Origin of the sequence: Halalkalicoccus paucihalophilus, assembly GCF_001593955.1 — an archaeon.
In the GTDB taxonomy this organism is placed as follows: Archaea; Halobacteriota; Halobacteria; order Halobacteriales; family Halalkalicoccaceae; genus Halalkalicoccus; species Halalkalicoccus paucihalophilus.
The window spans coordinates 55453-71172 of sequence record NZ_LTAZ01000011.1 but is presented as its reverse complement, the minus strand read 5'-3'; the positions used below and the strand labels follow the sequence as shown (position 1 = coordinate 71172).

Sequence of the window (15720 nt, the reverse complement as noted above, 5' to 3'; positions counted from 1 at the left end):
CCACTACGATGTCTCCCGTACTGTACGATAGCACATGGCATATAATCTTGGCGTCGACGTCGGTGGGACGTTCACCGACGTGATCGTCTTCGACGAAACGACACACGAACTCACGATCGACAAGGTCCTCTCGACGCCGGCGAACCCCTCGGAGGGAGTTCTCCGTGGCGTCAAGGAGGCCACGGAGAAGGCCGGAACGTCGGTCGCGGAACTCAACCTCCTGTTTCACGGCACGACGGTCGTGACGAACATGCTCTTAGAGGAAACGGGATCGCGGGTCGGCCTCATCACGACTGCCGGTCACGAGGATGTCCTCCATTTGGCGCGGGCGTGGACGCCCGGTCCGCTGTACGGCTGGATGGACATGGAGAAACCCGCCCCGCTTGCCGATCTGGTTGACACGCGGGGCGTCGGCGGCCGGATCAGCTCCCCGGACGGCGAGGAGACCGAACCGCTCGATGAGGGGATGGTCAAGGACGCCGTCCGAGAGCTCGATGCGGCCGGCGTCGAGTCGATCACTGTTGCGCTGTTGAACGCCTATCTCAACCCCGCACACGAGAAACGGGTCCGGGAGATCGTCGCCGAGGTAGCCCCGGAGCTTCCAGTGTCGATCTCCGCGGAGATCGTCCCCGAATACGGCGAGTACGAGCGGACCCTCACCACCGTTATCAACGACTACGCCCGGCCAACGGTGATCAGCTATCTCGACGACCTCGACGAGTCGCTTTCGGCGGCCGGCTCCAAGGCCACGATGAACGTCGTGCGCTCGGACGGCGGGTTGATGAGCTCCGGGGCCGCAAAGGAGCGCCCGGTCGAACTCGCGCTCTCGGGGCCCAGTGGTGGTGTCGTCGGGGCGGCGACCATCGCCTCGACAAAGGGCGTTTCCGACGTCCTGACGCTGGATATGGGTGGGACCTCGACGGACGTTTCGCTGGTCGAGGACGGTGCGGCCGAGACGACGCGGCAGACCAAGGTCGGCTACCGGGAGTTTAAATCTCGGTCGGTCGACGTCAATACCGTGGGCGCCGGTGGCGGATCGATCGCGCGCGTCCAGTTGAATGGGTCGCTCCAGGTCGGCCCCGAGAGCGCCGGCGCCGATCCCGGCCCGGCGTGTTACGGCCAAGGCGGCGAGGAGCCGACCGTCACCGACGCGAACGTCGTCCTGGGTCGGATTCCATCCTCTGTCCAACTCGGCGGGCGAATGGAGTTGGATAGGGAGGCCGCTCGCGATGCGGTCGCGACGATCGCCGACGAACGGGGCAGTACGGTCGAGGAGGCCGCACAGGCGATCCTCGACATCGTCAACGAGAACATGCACGGCGCGCTCCGGGTCGTCTCGGTCGAACGCGGCTACGATCCCCGCGAGTTCGGGCTGGTCGCCTTCGGCGGTGCCGGGCCCATGCACGCCAACGCGCTGGCGGCCGTGATGGACACCTACCCCTTGATCGTCCCGCCAGGTCCAGGAGTTATGTCCGCCTTCGGCTTTCTCACCTCCGATATCCAAAACGAGTTCTCCGAGACGTATCTCGAAACCGACGAGGACGTCGCCGGGAGCAATGTCGCCCAAGCGTTGGGTTCGCTCGAAGACGAGGCGCGGGCATGGCTTGACTCCGAGGGCGTCGACGAGTCGGATCACGCCTTCGAGTACGTCGCCGACTGCCGATACTTCCGTCAGGACATCCAGATGTCGATCCCCGTTTCGCTCACGAACCTCCGGAGCGAGTCCGGCCTCGCGGAGATCAAGGACGATTTCGAGGCCCGTCACGACCGCCAGTTCGGGTTCTCACTCGATGCGCCTCTCGAGATCGCGAACCTCCGCGTGATCGGCAAAGGCCGCCTTCAGGGGGTCACGATCGAGGAGCGATCGCTCGGTGACGCCGATCCGAGCGGTGCCGAACTCGACACTCACGAGGTGTACTTCGATGGCACACACTACGACACGCCGGTCTACGACAGAACCGAACTACGACCGGGCAACGAACTCACCGGGCCGGCCATCGTTACGGACGACGACTCGACGGTCGTCGTCCAGCCCGACCACGACGCGACCATCGACCGCTATGGCAACATCGAGATTATCCGAGGTGAGGAGCGATGAGTGAGACCCCCGACTTCGTCGGTGACCACGACATCGATCAGACGACGCTCGATATCATCGAGAGCACGCTCTCGAACACCCGCTACGAGATGGACCGCGTAGTCGAGACGACGGCGATCAGCCCCGTCATCCGCGAGCAGTCCGACCAGTTCCCGCTGATCGCCGACGCGGAGGGACGGATGGTCATGGGCCAGTTCGGTTCGGCCATCGACACCATCCTCGCGAACTCGGCGTTCGAGCGCGAGGACCTCGCCGATGGCGACGTGATCGCGACCAACGATCCGTATATGTGTGCCGGCGCGGTTTCGCACACGCCGGACATGCTCCTGTTGCGTCCGATCTTCTACGAGGGCGACCTCATGGGCTTTTCGAGCCAGTGGGGCAACCTGATGGACGTCGGCGGGAAGACGCCCGGCAGCATGCCCGTCCAGGCGCGGACGATCTTCGAGGAGGGGATGCGTCTGCCGCCGGTCAAACTCTACAAAGGTGGCGAGATCGATGACGAACTGCTCGAATCGTTCGCCCACAACACCCGCCTGCCCGAGCACGCCGAAGCCGACATCAAGGCGCTGGCGGCGGGGACGAAAGCCGCAGAAACCCGCATCCACGAACTCTGTGATCGCTTCGGGAAGGCGACGTACGTCGAGGCCTGCGACGCCATCCTCGATCGCACCCGCGACGGGATGATTGATCTCATCCACGAGTTCGTTCCCGAGGGCGAGCGCTACACCTTCGAGGACTACGTCGACGACGACGGCCTCGGGAATGGCCCCATCAAACTCCACCTCGAGATCTACCGAGAGGGTGAGACCGTCTACCTCGACTGGACGGGCACCGACGCGCAGGTGCCGGGGACGGTGAACTTCCTCTTGAACGAGAAGATGTTCAAGATGTTTACGGGAGTGTTCCTCATCATGGCCTTTGACCCCCTGCTCACCTTTAACGATGGCTACTACGACCTCTTTGAGGTGACGCTGCCCGAAGGATCCGTGGTTCAGCCGAAGTTCCCGGCGGCACTGGGCAATCGCCTGCCGATGATGGCCCGGCAGTTCGACGTCCTGCAGGCGACGTTCTCGAAGCTCATCGACGGCTTCTCGGTCGCTGGCAGCTACGGCACCTCGCCGAACCTCGTCTACGCCGGGACGGACTCGGAGGGCAACGACTTCCAGATGCTCGAAATTCTGTACGGTGGGATCCCCGCGCGACCGGGCGGTGACGGCCTCGACGGCCATTCGTGGTGGCCGATGTTCCGGACCGTGCCCGCCGAGTACCAGGAGGCCTACTACCCGTTGAGCATCGACGAGTATAGCACGCGGGCCGATACCGGCGGTGCCGGCGAGTTCCGTGGCGGCCACGGCATCACGAAGGTCTACACCTTCGAGGAGCCGGGCGCGATCACCTTCCAGGACGATCGGGCCCACACCTACCCGTGGGGCGTCGACGGCGGCAACCACGCCCAGACCAGCAAGAAGACACTGGTGCGGACCGACGGGACCGAAGAGGAGTTACCGTCGAAGGTCGAAAACGTCGCCGTCGAGGCGGGCGATAAACTCGTCTTCAGCACCGCCGGTGGCGGCGGGCTCGGCGATCCGCTCGAACGCGATCCCGCGGTCGTCGCACGCGAGGTTCGCCGGGGGCTCATCTCGGAATCCGCTGCCCGCACCGAGTACGGGGTCGTCCTCGACGAAGGGGGCGTCGACAACGTAGCCACCGAAGATCAACGCGAGGAACTCCACAGGACGCGCGACGAGCCACCGGCGTTCGATTACGGCCCACTACCGGACGACGAGACCCTCGAAGCACGCATCGCCGCCGAACGACGCGAGTTCGCCGAGCGCCACGACTGACCCCGACATCGACCATGGACTGGCCACACGAAATCGAGACGACCTACGACGAGGCGGATTTCGGCGCGAGCGTCGGCCTCGGCGACCGACCCGCACTGCTCGTCATCGACCTGATCAACGCCTTCACCGATCCGACGACCCGCCTCGGCGCGGACGTGAGCGACGTGCTCGAACACACCGAACGACTGCTCGCGGCCTTCCGTGAACACGACCTCCCGCGTTATTTCACGACCGTCGCGTTCGAGGACTCCTATGGCGACGCTGGACGGTTCATCGAGAAGGTGCCCGCCCTGAGGGAGCTCCGTCTCGGCACCGAGGCGGTCGAAATCGACGAGCGAATCGCACCCGTCGACGACGAGCGCGTAATCTTGAAGAAGTACGCCAGTGCCTTCTTCGGGACCGACCTGGGGACCGAGTTGACCACGGACCGCGTGGACACGCTCGTCCTCGCTGGTGTCACGACGAGCGGCTGTGTCCGTGCGACCGCGGTCGACAGCCTCCAGCACGGCTACCGGACGATCGTCCCCGCCGACGCGGTCGGTGACCGCGCGGAGGGACCCCATCAAGCGAACCTCTTCGACATCGACGCGAAATACGGCGACGTCGTCACGACCGACGCCGTACTCGACCATCTATCGAACAATGGATAACGACCCTGACTCCGAGAACGGACGACTCGAACCGCTATTACCGACCACCCGCCGCACGGCGTGGGGGCGGCCATGACCGACGCCGGCGGCACACTCCGGGAGCGCCTCGCGAGCGACGAGATCCTCGCCTGTCCCGGGGTCCACGACCCCCTGACGGCCGCCGTCGCCGACAGCGTCGGCTTCGACGCCATCTACATGACCGGCTACGGCACCTCCCTCTCGAAGATCGGCTACCCCGACGCGGGGTTCATCACGATGCCGGAGATGATCGAGAACGCCGCGAACATCCAAGAGCGCATCGACGTGCCGCTGATCGCCGACGCCGACAACGGCTACGGCAACGCGACGAACGTCGTCCGGACGGTCCGCGAGTACATCAAGGCCGGCATCGGGGCGATCCACATCGAGGACCAGACGTTCCCGAAACGCTGCGGGCACACGAAAGGGCGGCAGGTCATCCCGCGCGAGGAGGCGGTTGGGAAGATCGAAGCCGCGGCCGCTGTCCGCGACGAGCGGGCCCCCGAGTTCGTGCTGATCGCTCGCACCGATGCCCGTGGGACTGGCGACGGTTCGCTCGAGGAGGCGATCGATCGCGCCAACGACTTTCTCGATGCCGGCGCCGACGTCGCGTTCGTCGAGGGGCCCACCGACGAAGACGAACTCGAGCGCGTCGGCCGTGAGGTCGACGGGCCGATCGTCTACAACTTCGTCGGCGATATGGGCTCCTCGCCCTATGTCGAGCTGTCGTCGCTCGAGGAATGGGGGTTCGATCTGGTGGTGTTTCCGATCGCTTCGACGCTCTCGACGATCGCGAACGTCCACGAGGACCTCTCGACGTTCGCCGACGATCCCGTCGCGGCGATGCGGGATATCGACGACGGGTTCAACGATCAGCCCGTGGGTAGCCTCCACGAGTTTTCGGGATTCCCCGAGGTCGTCGAGTGGGAGCGCCAGTTCCTGCCCGACGCCGAGCAGGACAAGTACGAGGGGTCGCTCGGCGACGAGGTCGACTCCGAGTGAGGGCATAACGGTGGAAGCGCTCGTCTGGGAGTCATCCCTCGATGCTTAGAACATCGATCCCTCACCGGTTGCGTGGTTCGGCGACATCTTTGTCTAATTCGACGCCGAGACCGGGTGCTTCGGGCACCTCGATATAGCCGTCCTCGATGAGCGGATCGGATCGAGTGAGGAGATCATCCCACCAGTCGACCTCGAGTGCGTGATACTCGAGAACGTCGAAGTTCGGGACGGCTGCGCCAAGATGGACGTTCGCCATCGTTCCAATCGGGCTACAGACGTTATGGGGCGAGACGGGAATGTATTGCTCCTCGGCGCGATTCGCGATCGCCTTCGTTTCGGCCAGTCCACCGCAGGTGCTCGTATCGGGCGTGAGGATGTCGACGCCGAACTCCGAGATCAGCTCCGCGAACTCGTGGACCCGAAACCGGTTCTCGCCGGTCGCAAGCGGTACGCTAGTCGAGCGTGCGAGTTCACGCTGGGCACGGGTGTTCTCCGGCGGAAGGACGTCTTCGAGCCACATCAGATCGTACGGCTCGAGTTTGCGGGCGAGCCGTTTGCCGCTCTCGAGGTTATAATCCCAGTGACAGTCGAAGGCGAGATCGATCCGGTCACCGATCGCATCCCGAATCGCCGCGACGGTTTCGACTTTGTGTTCGATCGCCGCGTTCGAGAGGCGGCCGTTGACCGGGTCAGGATCGTTGTCGATCGGCGTGTCGAGGTCGAACTTGAGTGCAGTGAACCCCTGCTCGATGACTTCCTCGGCGGTCTCGGCGTAGGCGGCTGGTGCGTAGGCGTCGCTGTAGTCGGTCGAGCCGTGCTCGACCGAGTACGCCTCACCGGCGTGACAGTCACAGTAGATGCGGACCGCGTCACGATACTTCCCGCCCAGCAGTTGATAGACCGGGACGCCGAGGAGTTTGCCGGCCGTATCCCAGAGGGCGATCTCGATGCCGGAGGCGGCCGTCACGACCTTGCCAGTCGTTCCGCCATGGCCCGAGAGTTCTTGGACCATCAGCCGGAAGAGGCGCTCGACGTCGAGCGGGTTCTCGCCGATTAGCACGTCCTCGATGTAGTGCATGAGTTCGGCGATAGCACCCCCACGATAGGATTCGCCGATACCGATGACACCGGCGTCGGTATGGATCTCGACGATGTTCCAGTCGAAATTCCCCTCGATGACGCACGTTTCAAGGCCAGTGATCTCGACGTTGCGCTCGGTCGCCCGAATTTGGCTCTCCTTCGAATAGTCTCGCATCAGGGATCGTTCGTGACAATGGCTTCGGCCGTCTTGAGCATGGACCCTCTCTTTGCTCGTGGTGGGCCGATTACGGCTCAATAACGTTCTTGAATTCCTCCCCGTTATCGAGGGCTCGAACGTTGTGGGCGACGATGTCTGCGAGTCGTGGCCAGTGTTCCGGACTGTGGCCTGCGTTGTGCGGCGTGATCATGACGTTCTCGAACTGCCAGAGGGCGTGATCCGGTGGGAGAGGTTCGGGGTCGGTCACGTCGAGGGCCACGTCGCCGATCTGGTTTTTCTGGATGGCGGTGATCAGCGCATCCGTCTCGACGATGGGGCCCCGCCCGATGTTTATCAGTGTTGCATCCGGCGGAAGCGTCTCGAATGCGTCGGCATCGATCAGCCCACGGGTCGTCTCGGTAAGCGGGGAGGCGATGACGAGATGGTCCGTCCGGGCGAGGGCGTCGTGAACGGCGTCAGTGTCGAAACCGATGACCTCGTCGGTCGGCCCGCCCTTCTCGGGAGTATAGCGAACACCAATGGTTTCGACTTCGAACCCGGAAAGGCGTTGGACGATCGCCTGCCCGATCGCACCGAGCCCAACGACGGTGACAGTACTGTCCTTGAGTTCGCCGGCTTGGTAATGGCGCCACTCGTGGCGCTGTTGGCGGCGCCAGCCTTCCCGGAGGCGACGCGTCATCGTCAACAGGTAACCGAGAACCTGTTCGGCGATGTTCGGCGCATGGATGCCGGATGCGGTCGTGGCAGTAACGCCCATCTCCGCGAACGTCTCAAGCGGGAGATGACCATAGCCGGCGGCGACGCCCGCGAACAGTTCGAGGTTCTCCGCTTGTGCGAGGAGTTCGTCGTCGATGGCGGTCGTCGAGACGACCCGTGCCGTTCGAATGAGCTCGCGTTCCTGGTGTGGCGTCCGAGCGAATGCGATCCGGTGGTCCGGGAGTCGGTCCTGAAGTTCGTCTCTGTATTCTTCCGCAGGAATACCATGTGCGCTGCCTCGGAGAACGAGGACGTCTGGATCTGGAGTTTGACTCATCTCTCGCTCGAATCAACTGGTGTGAACGCTTGTCTAGGTTCGGGATGCGGTAGTCAGTAGATGACGATGGCTGGGATGAGACGGATCGGTGGGGCTCTCGTCGGTCAGGTTCGTCCCCCGGTCGATCCGGCGGAGCATCGCGGTGTGCGCGAGGTACGTGATGGGCTCTCCTGCGTGTTCTTCTGCTGGTTCCGCCATGGGCACGTCCGGCACGCTGTATCAATGGGCTCATTGAGCAGGCCGTTGGATCGCTGTACATGCCACCCAGTCCCGATCCGCCGGAGTGGATCGTCAAGCAACCCGGCTTGACTGTCCTCGCGCTACTGAGCGGTCTCCTCGGGCTGTCCGTTCTGCTACCGTACTTCCAGTTCGTCCTGTTCGGCGTCGTGCTCGCGTATATCCTGTATCCCATCCAACAACGCCTCGAGCGGTATGTCAGGCCGACAATTGCGGCAATTGCCCTCGTCGTGGCCACGTTACTCCTCGTCTTGCTCCCACTGGTCTACGTCGTCATGATCGCCGTCCAACAGTCACTCGGGGTCGTCACCTCGTTTAGGCAGGGACAGCTCAACGTCGGCACGATCGAGGACGCAATCGAGACCAGCGGATATGCCGTCGATCTCGTCACCCTCTACGAGTCACACCAAGAGCGGGTCGCGACGGGGATCCGGGAGATCACGATGGGAGCGATCAACGTCGTCGGCAGCCTGCCGAGTCTGTTCATCGGGCTGACCATCACGCTGTTCGTGCTCTTCGCGCTGTTGCGGGACGGGCAACGGCTCCTCGCGTGGTTCCAGTGGGTGTTGCCGATCGAGGACGAGATTCTGGACGACCTCCGTGCGGGACTCGACCAGCTCATGTGGGCCTCGGTCGTCGGGAACGTCGCCGTCGCCGCCATTCAGGCGGTGGCGCTCGGGATCGGGCTGCTGGTCGCTGGCGTTCCGGCGGTCGTCTTTCTCACCGTCGCCACGTTCGTTCTGACACTGCTGCCCCTCGTCGGCGCGTTCGGGGTGTGGATTCCGGCGGCGACCTATCTCGTCGTGATGGGGCGGCCGACCGCCGGCGCGGCGATGGTCGTGTACGGACTGCTGGTGACCTTCTCGGATACGTACTTCCGGCCCGCGTTGATCGGCCAGACCAGCGCCTTCAACTCCGCGATCGTCGTCGTCGGCATCTTCGGCGGGCTCGTCGTCTTCGGCGCCGTCGGGCTGTTCATCGGTCCCGTCGTCCTCGGCGGTGTGAAACTCACCCTCGATTGCTTCGCTCGAGCGCACACGGGGGATCGTAGTCGTGGGTCGACTGCCCACGCTTCACACGACGGCATGGGGAGTGTCGGAGCGAGGAGGGACCCTGCGTCGGCAACGGGCAATGCAGACGACGAGGGCTCAAACGAAGACGTAGACTAATGTCGCCACCACGACCGGGCGTGTCGAGGCGAAGGCGACGATGATCACCGAAGCGTGAGCGATGGAGATCTCCGAGGCGACAGTCGGGTCGATTTCGGGCGAGAGGTGGCTGAAGAGGAGAATCGCGGCCACGAGGACGGCTTCCCTCGGAAGGAGTTTGCCGATGACGAGGCCCTCGAGAACGAAGACGATGACCAGGATGACCAACCCGTGGGGGATAAGTGAGTCGAATACGAGCGCGGTCAACGGGTCAGCCATTAATTTAGTGTCCTATTACGTATATAAAAGTTTAGATTATAGAATGTGTTTCCGAATGGATGGGGACTACTCGTCGGAATCGTTGCCGCTCGGGTCCAGTGATACGTTCCAGGCCGGTACGTCGAGGCCACCGACTACGGAGGCCGGGTCGTGTCGACGATAGTATAGACAGCGCGAATTCAGCGCGAGCACGCCCGCTACGGCATAGCCCTCGATACGCCCGGCCGGTACATTCCGGAGGCCGCACCACCCGACGAACAGCACGCCGCACACGATCTGGTGCTCGTAGCGTTCTTTGGTTCTCGATGTCGATCGCACAGACGACGTCCGTGGGGTCAGGGGCGGAAGAACGCTTCCACGTACGCCGCGGCGAAGAGGTCGTAAGCGGGATCAGCCCTCGTGTGCCGATGCCCGTCATTCGTCGGATTGACATTCCTTCTCCTAGCCGCCTTGACACCCGGGACCGTACTCGTATTTATACTTGTATTTGTATTTGCATTCGCAAGTAATCGAGGGATATGAAATTCGACATGAGTAGCCGTATATCTCACTCAATTGAAATATGGTCGACAAGAGACTAATTTATAGATACAGTACCTTTTTATTGATACTCGAACCGTACTCTACTATGAATGGAAAACATATCTTAGTGACGGGCGGAGCGGGCTTCATCGGTTCGAACCTCGCGAACCACTTGAGCGAGACCAACGACGTCGTCGTCGTTGACGATGGCTATCTTGGCACCGCCGAAAACCTCGACCGGGCCGTCGAGTTCCACGAGCGAAGCGTCCTCGAGGACGATCTGCCGACCGACGTTGACGTCGTCTTTCACCTCGCCGCCCTCTCCTCATACGCGATGCACGAGGACAACCCCACCACGGGAGCACGCGTCAACGTCGAGGGGTTTGTCAACGTCATCGAGCAAGCACGTGAAGACGGGTGTGACACCGTGGTCTATGCCTCTACGTCCTCGATCTACGGCAATCAGACCGAGCCCTCTCCCGAGGACATGCCCGTCGACGTCAACACCGGGTACGAGGCCTCGAAACTCGCCCGGGAGCGGTACGCCGAGTACTTCGCGAATCACTATGATATGTCGATGGCCGGGATGCGCTTTTTTTCGGTCTATCAGGGCTACGGCGGTGCGGAAGGTCACAAGGGCGAGTACGCCAACGTGATCGCGCAGTTCGCCGACGACCTCGCCAACGGCGAGGCACCCGTCATCTACGGCGACGGCACCCAGACCCGGGATTTCACCCACGTCTCGGATATCGTCCGCGGGGTGGTATTGGCCGCCGAGCACGAACTCACGGGGGTCTACAACCTGGGGACGGGCGAGGCCTACGATTTCAACACAGTGGTTGACCTCCTCAACGAGGAACTCGGCACGGAGATCGAACCCGAATACGTCGAGAACCCGATCCCCGACTCTGTGTACGTTCACGACACGTGTGCGGACTATTCAAAGATTCGTGAGGAGACGGGCTGGGAGCCTGCAATCGACTTCGAGGAGGGAATCCGCCGGGTCTGTGCGGGCTACTAACTATCCTATTCAGCTAATAGAAGCGTGTTCTGTAATTGAGTCTCTCTATCTCAGAGTGGTAGAATAATGATGCAGTAACCGACCCCACCCGCAACGAGCGAGCCCGCAAGGGCAAGCGAAGGAGGGTGGGGCTTTGAGGTGGACCTCGCCGTTAAGTGGCGCGACGGGGCGCTGTGTGCGTCCCGCCTCCCGAACTCCCGTCGGGGTCTACAGTCCCACCATTTGGGGCCGGGCTACTACGGCCCGTACTGCGCGGGACGTGTGCCAGCACAGCACTCCGTGGCAGCACGGGTCGGGCTACGGTAATAGTTGCGCCCTGCTTCGCTACGCGCTCCTCTCTACCGCTCGCTTCGCTCGCGGTTGAGGAAGGGGGCTCCGCGCTATTCGCCTTAGTTGAGAGTGGGACCATAGAACTGTTAGCGTCCCGTATCCAGACTCAGGAGGACCTGCACAGAGCCAGCGGGGATATGAACGGGGAGTCCCGGCCCTGAGGCCACGGCCGGGAGTGGGAGGTCAATCCTCCCGTGAACTGATAGTGTTGAATATATATTAGTTAACAGGGAGCTAGACGTCTTTTGTATGGGCTTTTTCATGGCATTGATCTCTTTAGAATGATAGTGAAATATATCCCGTCGTGGCTGACCAGTCTCTAGATCTACAATAAGGGCGCTCCAACTGGCTTCCGGTTGTGTTCTGAGAAGGGTAACACGCCTGAGCGCCTGCGGTGGAGCGCAGGAGTCAACTATGGCCTCAGTCCTGCACTCTCATTGAGGCGCGTACCCTATGGATTGGTAGTAAACTACTAGTTATTAAATCTAGTACTCTATAATGTGGTCATTAATCCTCGATCTACCCGTTCGTGTCCTCGCCTTGTGCAACAGCGACGGCCTGTAAATCATACAACCTATGTGGAAGTGTGCTGTTTCTTCAGCAGTAGGACAAACGCCTCTTGATCGTTTGAGGTTTTGGTAAAGCCAACTTTTCACTCCTCGATCGTGATGGTAATGGGTGCGGTAGCGAGGGGATACGCCTCGTGTGTGCCATTCGCAACCTGAATGATGAGCTCGTGATTACCGGTCCCGAGTTCGTTCGCGTCGACTTCTGGCATTTCGGTTCCATCTCCGAAGTGGATGTGCTGGTCGTCGCTGGGAATAACCGTTCCAGTATCGACGGGATCTGTGTTCACGAGCAAGTGATAATGACCGGAATTCTGTGAAACCTTACCTGCCTCCTCGATGAGGAAGTTCTCAATGACTGGTTCGAAGGTGATGGTATCCTCAGTTGAGAACACATCGCCGTCCTGAGGAGCGTCTAAACTGATATCCCCAGACCCCTCAACCGTAACGGACTGCGTATCAGTCAGCGCTATTGCTGTATGTTCACCGTCTCCCATTTGCAGTGTGAGTTCGTGTTCACCGGGTTCGAGATCCAGTACTCCACGCTCTGATCCATCACCGAAGTGGAGGTGCTGATCGTTATTCGGAATCGTCTCACCAGGTTCAACGGGGTCGGTGTCAATCAACACGTGAAAATGGCCTGCACCCTCATTGACTTCACCTGCCTCCTCTACCGTGAAGTTCTTAGCCTCGAAAAACGCCATACACGGCGAGTACAGTCCGCTGAGTTCATCAGCTATGGGAACCGACAGCGAGACGCTCGCATCCTCGGGGACTGACGGCTCTTCTTCCAGAGACGTCCCATTGTCATCTGTTGATGGCGACTCCTCATCAGCCGTTCCTTCCGACCCAGTTTGCGCACACCCGGCGACCGCGACTGCACTGATTCCGGCAACTGTTGACACAACGAACTCTCGACGTGGGATGTTCTTTCGCATTCATTTGGATGTCTATAGACTATTAATTAAATTTTTCTATATAAAAATAAATAGTATTTTGTCCTAACGGCTGTAGATTATGTCCCCCTTTTGCTGTTGCACTCTGGACATTTGTAGTACCGTGTTGTCGGTGGTCTCCGGCCGGCTGGCACCATGACTGTGCTACATGTATGGCAGCGCGGGTGCTTGCCTAGGATGTGGAAGCGTATCCAGTTCCGGATAGTTTTCAGCACGCTCTACTCCTCTTCGTCATCAGTGCCCGCGCTTTTGTATTTAATCTAAAATGTTTTGCTGTTCGCAACTTCGACAGTGGCATCGGCGCCTTCGCTGAATGCGATTTTCTGGAACACCTGTTTGTGATGCGCATGCCAAATGAGTTATCCCGGGGCATGATCTGTCGTTCCATAGAAATGATTGTGGATAACTAGTTTATATATTTATAGTATATATTCTTATAAATACTATCTAATAAAATCAGTTTCCCTCCTTACATTTCTACGGCTAGTCGAAACAATTGACCGCGGTAGTCAGGAAAAGGTAGACCGTCTGCCACGACCATTGCAGATTCTGCTCAATATTCTCGCATTGCTCACACTATCGCTAGCTATTGTCACCGGCAGTGGATATACAGATTTTCAAGTTCGTTGCAGCCATTACATTGAGGTCAGAGCGGGTGGCCTATGACTCAGTCCTCCTCTGAGTAGCTATCAGAATCGTGGAGACAAAGACGGCAGTATCTGACTTGTTCTTCCCGCTCGCTCCGAACTGGTTCCCCACAGCTCCGGCAGTACGTGGGGAGCTGGATTGGTGCGTTCTCGGAGAGCCATTGGAGCATGATATCAGTCTGTTAGTGGCCACTACTATCCGTCTTTCGCATATTATAATAAACTTACAACTTGATTGATATGATCAGGCTGGTTTGGATCTCTTGATAGTGGTTTCGTCAAGGATAGAGACAAACAATAGTTGAGTGATTTCCCGACTGTTCACAGCTCTATGACACCGAGTACAGAGGATCCATTCAGGAGAGCGGTAATTAGAGGTGGGATAGATCTCGGTAGCGTTTCCCCACGGAGTCTGAACGAAACACGATTGTTCCGAAACTATGTTTCTCGCGAATGCCTTGGGCTATCGGATTGCTTTCTCTCAATTAGGCTGGAACGGTCGGATCGACTATACAGACTGAAACCGGAACGGAAAGCGGTTTCACACTCAAAATAAGGGCGATCGTTTCCACGATTCATGGGTAGCAGTCGGTTGAACGTCCGCCAGTGGTTTGCGATATTCGGTCATTACTACAATTTTCAACAGCCGTATCAATCGCTTGACGGTCGAGCGCCAGCTCAAGAGGTCACCTATACAGTGCCCTTAACATATGTTAGTCAGACAATATATATGACGATCTCTGATGACTATCAGATAGACATGATAAACATGGGCGATTTCACCTTTGATGATTACGGGCGACTGCTTGACGCTGCGCTCGCACACGGGTATACGTTCTACACCCTCCAAGAATACGTTACTCGATCAAACCACGATTCTCCGCATATCATCGTTCGCCACGATGTCGACCGGAAGGTTAGCACCGCGCGCTCGATGGCGCGCGTCGAGGCCGACCGGAATATCTCGACGAGTTACTACTTCCGCACGTCGACATTCAGCCCCGAAACGGCCGCCGAGGTCTCTGGCCTAGGTCACGAGATCGGGTATCACTACGAAGATCTCGCGAAGACACGCGGAGACTTCGAAGCAGCCCACGAGCGCTTCGGACGGAATCTGACTGCGTTCCGAAAACATGCAGACGTGCGGACGATTTGTCCCCATGGTAGTCCGCTCTCGCCCCATCACAACCTCGATATGTGGCGTGGCAAGTACAGTATCGAAGATTACGACTTAGACGGAGAGGCATATCTCTCGGTCGATACCAACAATGACGATGCTGAGAGGCCCTCTTATGTCTCGGATACGGGCCGGGACTGGGGAACGACCATCGCTGATTTCGGCCGTATCTCGACGACCGACGACCTGATCGCGGGCCTCGGGTCCGACGGTTGTGAACGCCTCTACCTGCTCGTGCATCCGGGCCGGTGGTCGCGCAACCCCATAGAGCACGTCCAGCGCGTGGCGTGGGATCTGGCCGCCGAGGCCGGCAAATCGACCGCGAGGAGCGTCCACGCGATCGGGCAAGTGACGAACGATCGAATCATTCGGGTCTTCCGCGAGAGAACATGAGATCTATACAGAACGTACACGTCGTTGGTCGACTCAACACGTGCCTCGCACCACCGTTGTTCGAGCACGCTTTTGATTCGGCACGTATCTTAGAGCCAACACAATAGACTCCAGTCGCATAGCTACGTGTCATATATGCGTGGAACTCCCTACGTTTGTTGTATTTCCCCTAGCAATATCCGTTAGGGAAAGAGGATCACGTTTCGCTGTCAGCCTTTTTTATACCTGCAGACCATCTCTGATAGTCGATTTCATAGCAAGATTTATAATTAATGAAATATTATGTATTTTTAGATATGTATGAGATAAGATACGATGGCTGCGCCGACTGTGGCACCCGATCAACGAGTACCAACCAAGTGCAACTGCTCAGCACCGATGAATCTGAATGGGTTTTCTTCTGTGACAATCCTCACTGTGACGAGAGTTGGACGATCCCTGTCAGGCAGATATAATTGAACCGCCCCGCCGGCTGGTTGGTATCACTCTGAGAATAGAACCATATACCTGCTGGTCCACTCCGCTAGTAGAGTTCTAT

At 59.6% G+C, this 15720-nt stretch carries 13 protein-coding genes and 1 pseudogene; 9 read left to right on the top strand and 5 right to left on the bottom strand.

Annotated elements, in window-relative coordinates; genetic code table 11:
• The first annotated feature begins 34 nt into the window (after positions 1-34).
• From HAPAU_RS14530 to HAPAU_RS14515, 4 genes are all read left to right on the top strand, one after another.
• The gene (locus HAPAU_RS14530) at positions 35-2098 is read left to right on the top strand and encodes a hydantoinase/oxoprolinase family protein (RefSeq protein ID WP_066384190.1); all 2064 of its coding nucleotides are present in this window, start codon (positions 35-37) and stop codon (positions 2096-2098) included.
• Positions 2095-3945 (top strand): hydantoinase B/oxoprolinase family protein, encoded by a 1851-nt coding sequence (locus tag HAPAU_RS14525; RefSeq protein WP_066384188.1) that lies wholly within the window; start codon positions 2095-2097, stop codon positions 3943-3945. Before HAPAU_RS14530 ends, HAPAU_RS14525 begins: the two co-directional genes overlap by 4 nt.
• 14 nt (positions 3946-3959) lie before the next feature.
• Complete coding sequence (locus tag HAPAU_RS14520) at positions 3960-4595, top strand: isochorismatase family protein (RefSeq protein ID WP_066384186.1); 636 nt, start codon at positions 3960-3962, stop codon at positions 4593-4595.
• Between the two features lie 72 nt (positions 4596-4667).
• Positions 4668-5615, top strand: coding sequence for an isocitrate lyase/PEP mutase family protein (locus HAPAU_RS14515; RefSeq protein WP_066384180.1), 948 nt, complete (start codon positions 4668-4670; stop codon positions 5613-5615).
• Between the two features lie 61 nt (positions 5616-5676).
• On the opposite strand, the gene HAPAU_RS14510 is transcribed toward HAPAU_RS14515, so the two are convergent.
• The 3 genes from HAPAU_RS14510 to HAPAU_RS21040 all read right to left on the bottom strand — a co-directional run bounded on the left by HAPAU_RS14510 (position 5677) and on the right by HAPAU_RS21040 (position 8104).
• Complete coding sequence (locus tag HAPAU_RS14510) at positions 5677-6870, bottom strand: mandelate racemase/muconate lactonizing enzyme family protein (RefSeq protein WP_066384178.1); 1194 nt, start codon at positions 6868-6870, stop codon at positions 5677-5679.
• A 70-nt stretch (positions 6871-6940) separates the two neighbouring features.
• A complete protein-coding gene (locus HAPAU_RS14505; protein WP_066384175.1) occupies positions 6941-7906 on the bottom strand; it encodes a D-2-hydroxyacid dehydrogenase in 966 nt (321 codons plus the stop codon).
• Between the two features lie 33 nt (positions 7907-7939).
• Positions 7940-8104, bottom strand: a complete 165-nt coding sequence (locus HAPAU_RS21040) for a hypothetical protein (protein WP_157078487.1) — start codon at positions 8102-8104, stop codon at positions 7940-7942.
• 59 nt (positions 8105-8163) lie between these two features.
• Here HAPAU_RS21040 and HAPAU_RS14500 point away from each other — a divergent pair, with 59 nt between their 5' ends.
• Positions 8164-9312 carry an AI-2E family transporter gene (locus HAPAU_RS14500; RefSeq protein ID WP_066384173.1) on the top strand — a complete coding sequence of 383 codons (1149 nt, stop codon included), beginning with the start codon at positions 8164-8166 and terminating at the stop codon, positions 9310-9312.
• Here HAPAU_RS14500 and HAPAU_RS14495 read toward each other — a convergent pair.
• Positions 9292-9570 (bottom strand): hypothetical protein, encoded by a 279-nt coding sequence (locus HAPAU_RS14495; RefSeq protein ID WP_066384171.1) that lies wholly within the window; start codon positions 9568-9570, stop codon positions 9292-9294. The two genes, HAPAU_RS14500 and HAPAU_RS14495, sit on opposite strands and share 21 nt — an antisense overlap.
• A 628-nt stretch (positions 9571-10198) precedes the next feature.
• Here HAPAU_RS14495 and HAPAU_RS14485 point away from each other — a divergent pair.
• Positions 10199-11113, top strand: a complete 915-nt coding sequence (locus tag HAPAU_RS14485) for an NAD-dependent epimerase/dehydratase family protein (protein ID WP_066384168.1) — start codon at positions 10199-10201, stop codon at positions 11111-11113.
• A gap of 982 nt (positions 11114-12095) precedes the next feature.
• On the opposite strand, the gene HAPAU_RS14480 is transcribed toward HAPAU_RS14485, so the two are convergent.
• Positions 12096-12947, bottom strand: a complete 852-nt coding sequence (locus tag HAPAU_RS14480; RefSeq protein WP_084383755.1) for a DUF4399 domain-containing protein — start codon at positions 12945-12947, stop codon at positions 12096-12098.
• 1054 nt (positions 12948-14001) lie between these two features.
• On the opposite strand from HAPAU_RS14480, the pseudogene HAPAU_RS22335 reads away from it, so the two are divergent.
• The 3 genes and pseudogenes from HAPAU_RS22335 to HAPAU_RS22930 all read left to right on the top strand — a co-directional run.
• Positions 14002-14300 (top strand): annotated as a pseudogene (locus HAPAU_RS22335) (IS6 family transposase); the annotation flags it as partial.
• 81 nt (positions 14301-14381) lie between these two features.
• The gene (locus tag HAPAU_RS14475; RefSeq protein WP_245634135.1) at positions 14382-15182 is read left to right on the top strand and encodes a hypothetical protein; all 801 of its coding nucleotides are present in this window, start codon (positions 14382-14384) and stop codon (positions 15180-15182) included.
• Between the two features lie 272 nt (positions 15183-15454).
• Complete coding sequence (locus HAPAU_RS22930) at positions 15455-15637, top strand: hypothetical protein (protein ID WP_157078485.1); 183 nt, start codon at positions 15455-15457, stop codon at positions 15635-15637.
• The last annotated feature ends 83 nt before the right edge of the window (positions 15638-15720 follow it).

What these genes read in the sequence shown, in the direction of transcription:
- HAPAU_RS14530 (WP_066384190.1), top strand. Translation starts at nt 35, where the DNA reads ATGGCATATAATCTTGGCGTCGACGTCGGTGGGACGTTCACCGACGTG.
- HAPAU_RS14525 (WP_066384188.1), top strand. Translation starts at nt 2,095, where the DNA reads ATGAGTGAGACCCCCGACTTCGTCGGTGACCACGACATCGATCAGACG.
- HAPAU_RS14520 (WP_066384186.1), top strand. Translation starts at nt 3,960, where the DNA reads ATGGACTGGCCACACGAAATCGAGACGACCTACGACGAGGCGGATTTC.
- HAPAU_RS14515 (WP_066384180.1), top strand. Translation starts at nt 4,668, where the DNA reads ATGACCGACGCCGGCGGCACACTCCGGGAGCGCCTCGCGAGCGACGAG.
- HAPAU_RS14510 (WP_066384178.1), bottom strand. Translation starts at nt 6,870, where the DNA reads ATGCGAGACTATTCGAAGGAGAGCCAAATTCGGGCGACCGAGCGCAAC.
- HAPAU_RS14505 (WP_066384175.1), bottom strand. Translation starts at nt 7,906, where the DNA reads ATGAGTCAAACTCCAGATCCAGACGTCCTCGTTCTCCGAGGCAGCGCA.
- HAPAU_RS21040 (WP_157078487.1), bottom strand. Translation starts at nt 8,104, where the DNA reads ATGGCGGAACCAGCAGAAGAACACGCAGGAGAGCCCATCACGTACCTC.
- HAPAU_RS14500 (WP_066384173.1), top strand. Translation starts at nt 8,164, where the DNA reads ATGCCACCCAGTCCCGATCCGCCGGAGTGGATCGTCAAGCAACCCGGC.
- HAPAU_RS14495 (WP_066384171.1), bottom strand. Translation starts at nt 9,570, where the DNA reads ATGGCTGACCCGTTGACCGCGCTCGTATTCGACTCACTTATCCCCCAC.
- HAPAU_RS14485 (WP_066384168.1), top strand. Translation starts at nt 10,199, where the DNA reads ATGAATGGAAAACATATCTTAGTGACGGGCGGAGCGGGCTTCATCGGT.
- HAPAU_RS14480 (WP_084383755.1), bottom strand. Translation starts at nt 12,947, where the DNA reads ATGCGAAAGAACATCCCACGTCGAGAGTTCGTTGTGTCAACAGTTGCC.
- HAPAU_RS14475 (WP_245634135.1), top strand. Translation starts at nt 14,382, where the DNA reads ATGGGCGATTTCACCTTTGATGATTACGGGCGACTGCTTGACGCTGCG.
- HAPAU_RS22930 (WP_157078485.1), top strand. Translation starts at nt 15,455, where the DNA reads ATGAAATATTATGTATTTTTAGATATGTATGAGATAAGATACGATGGC.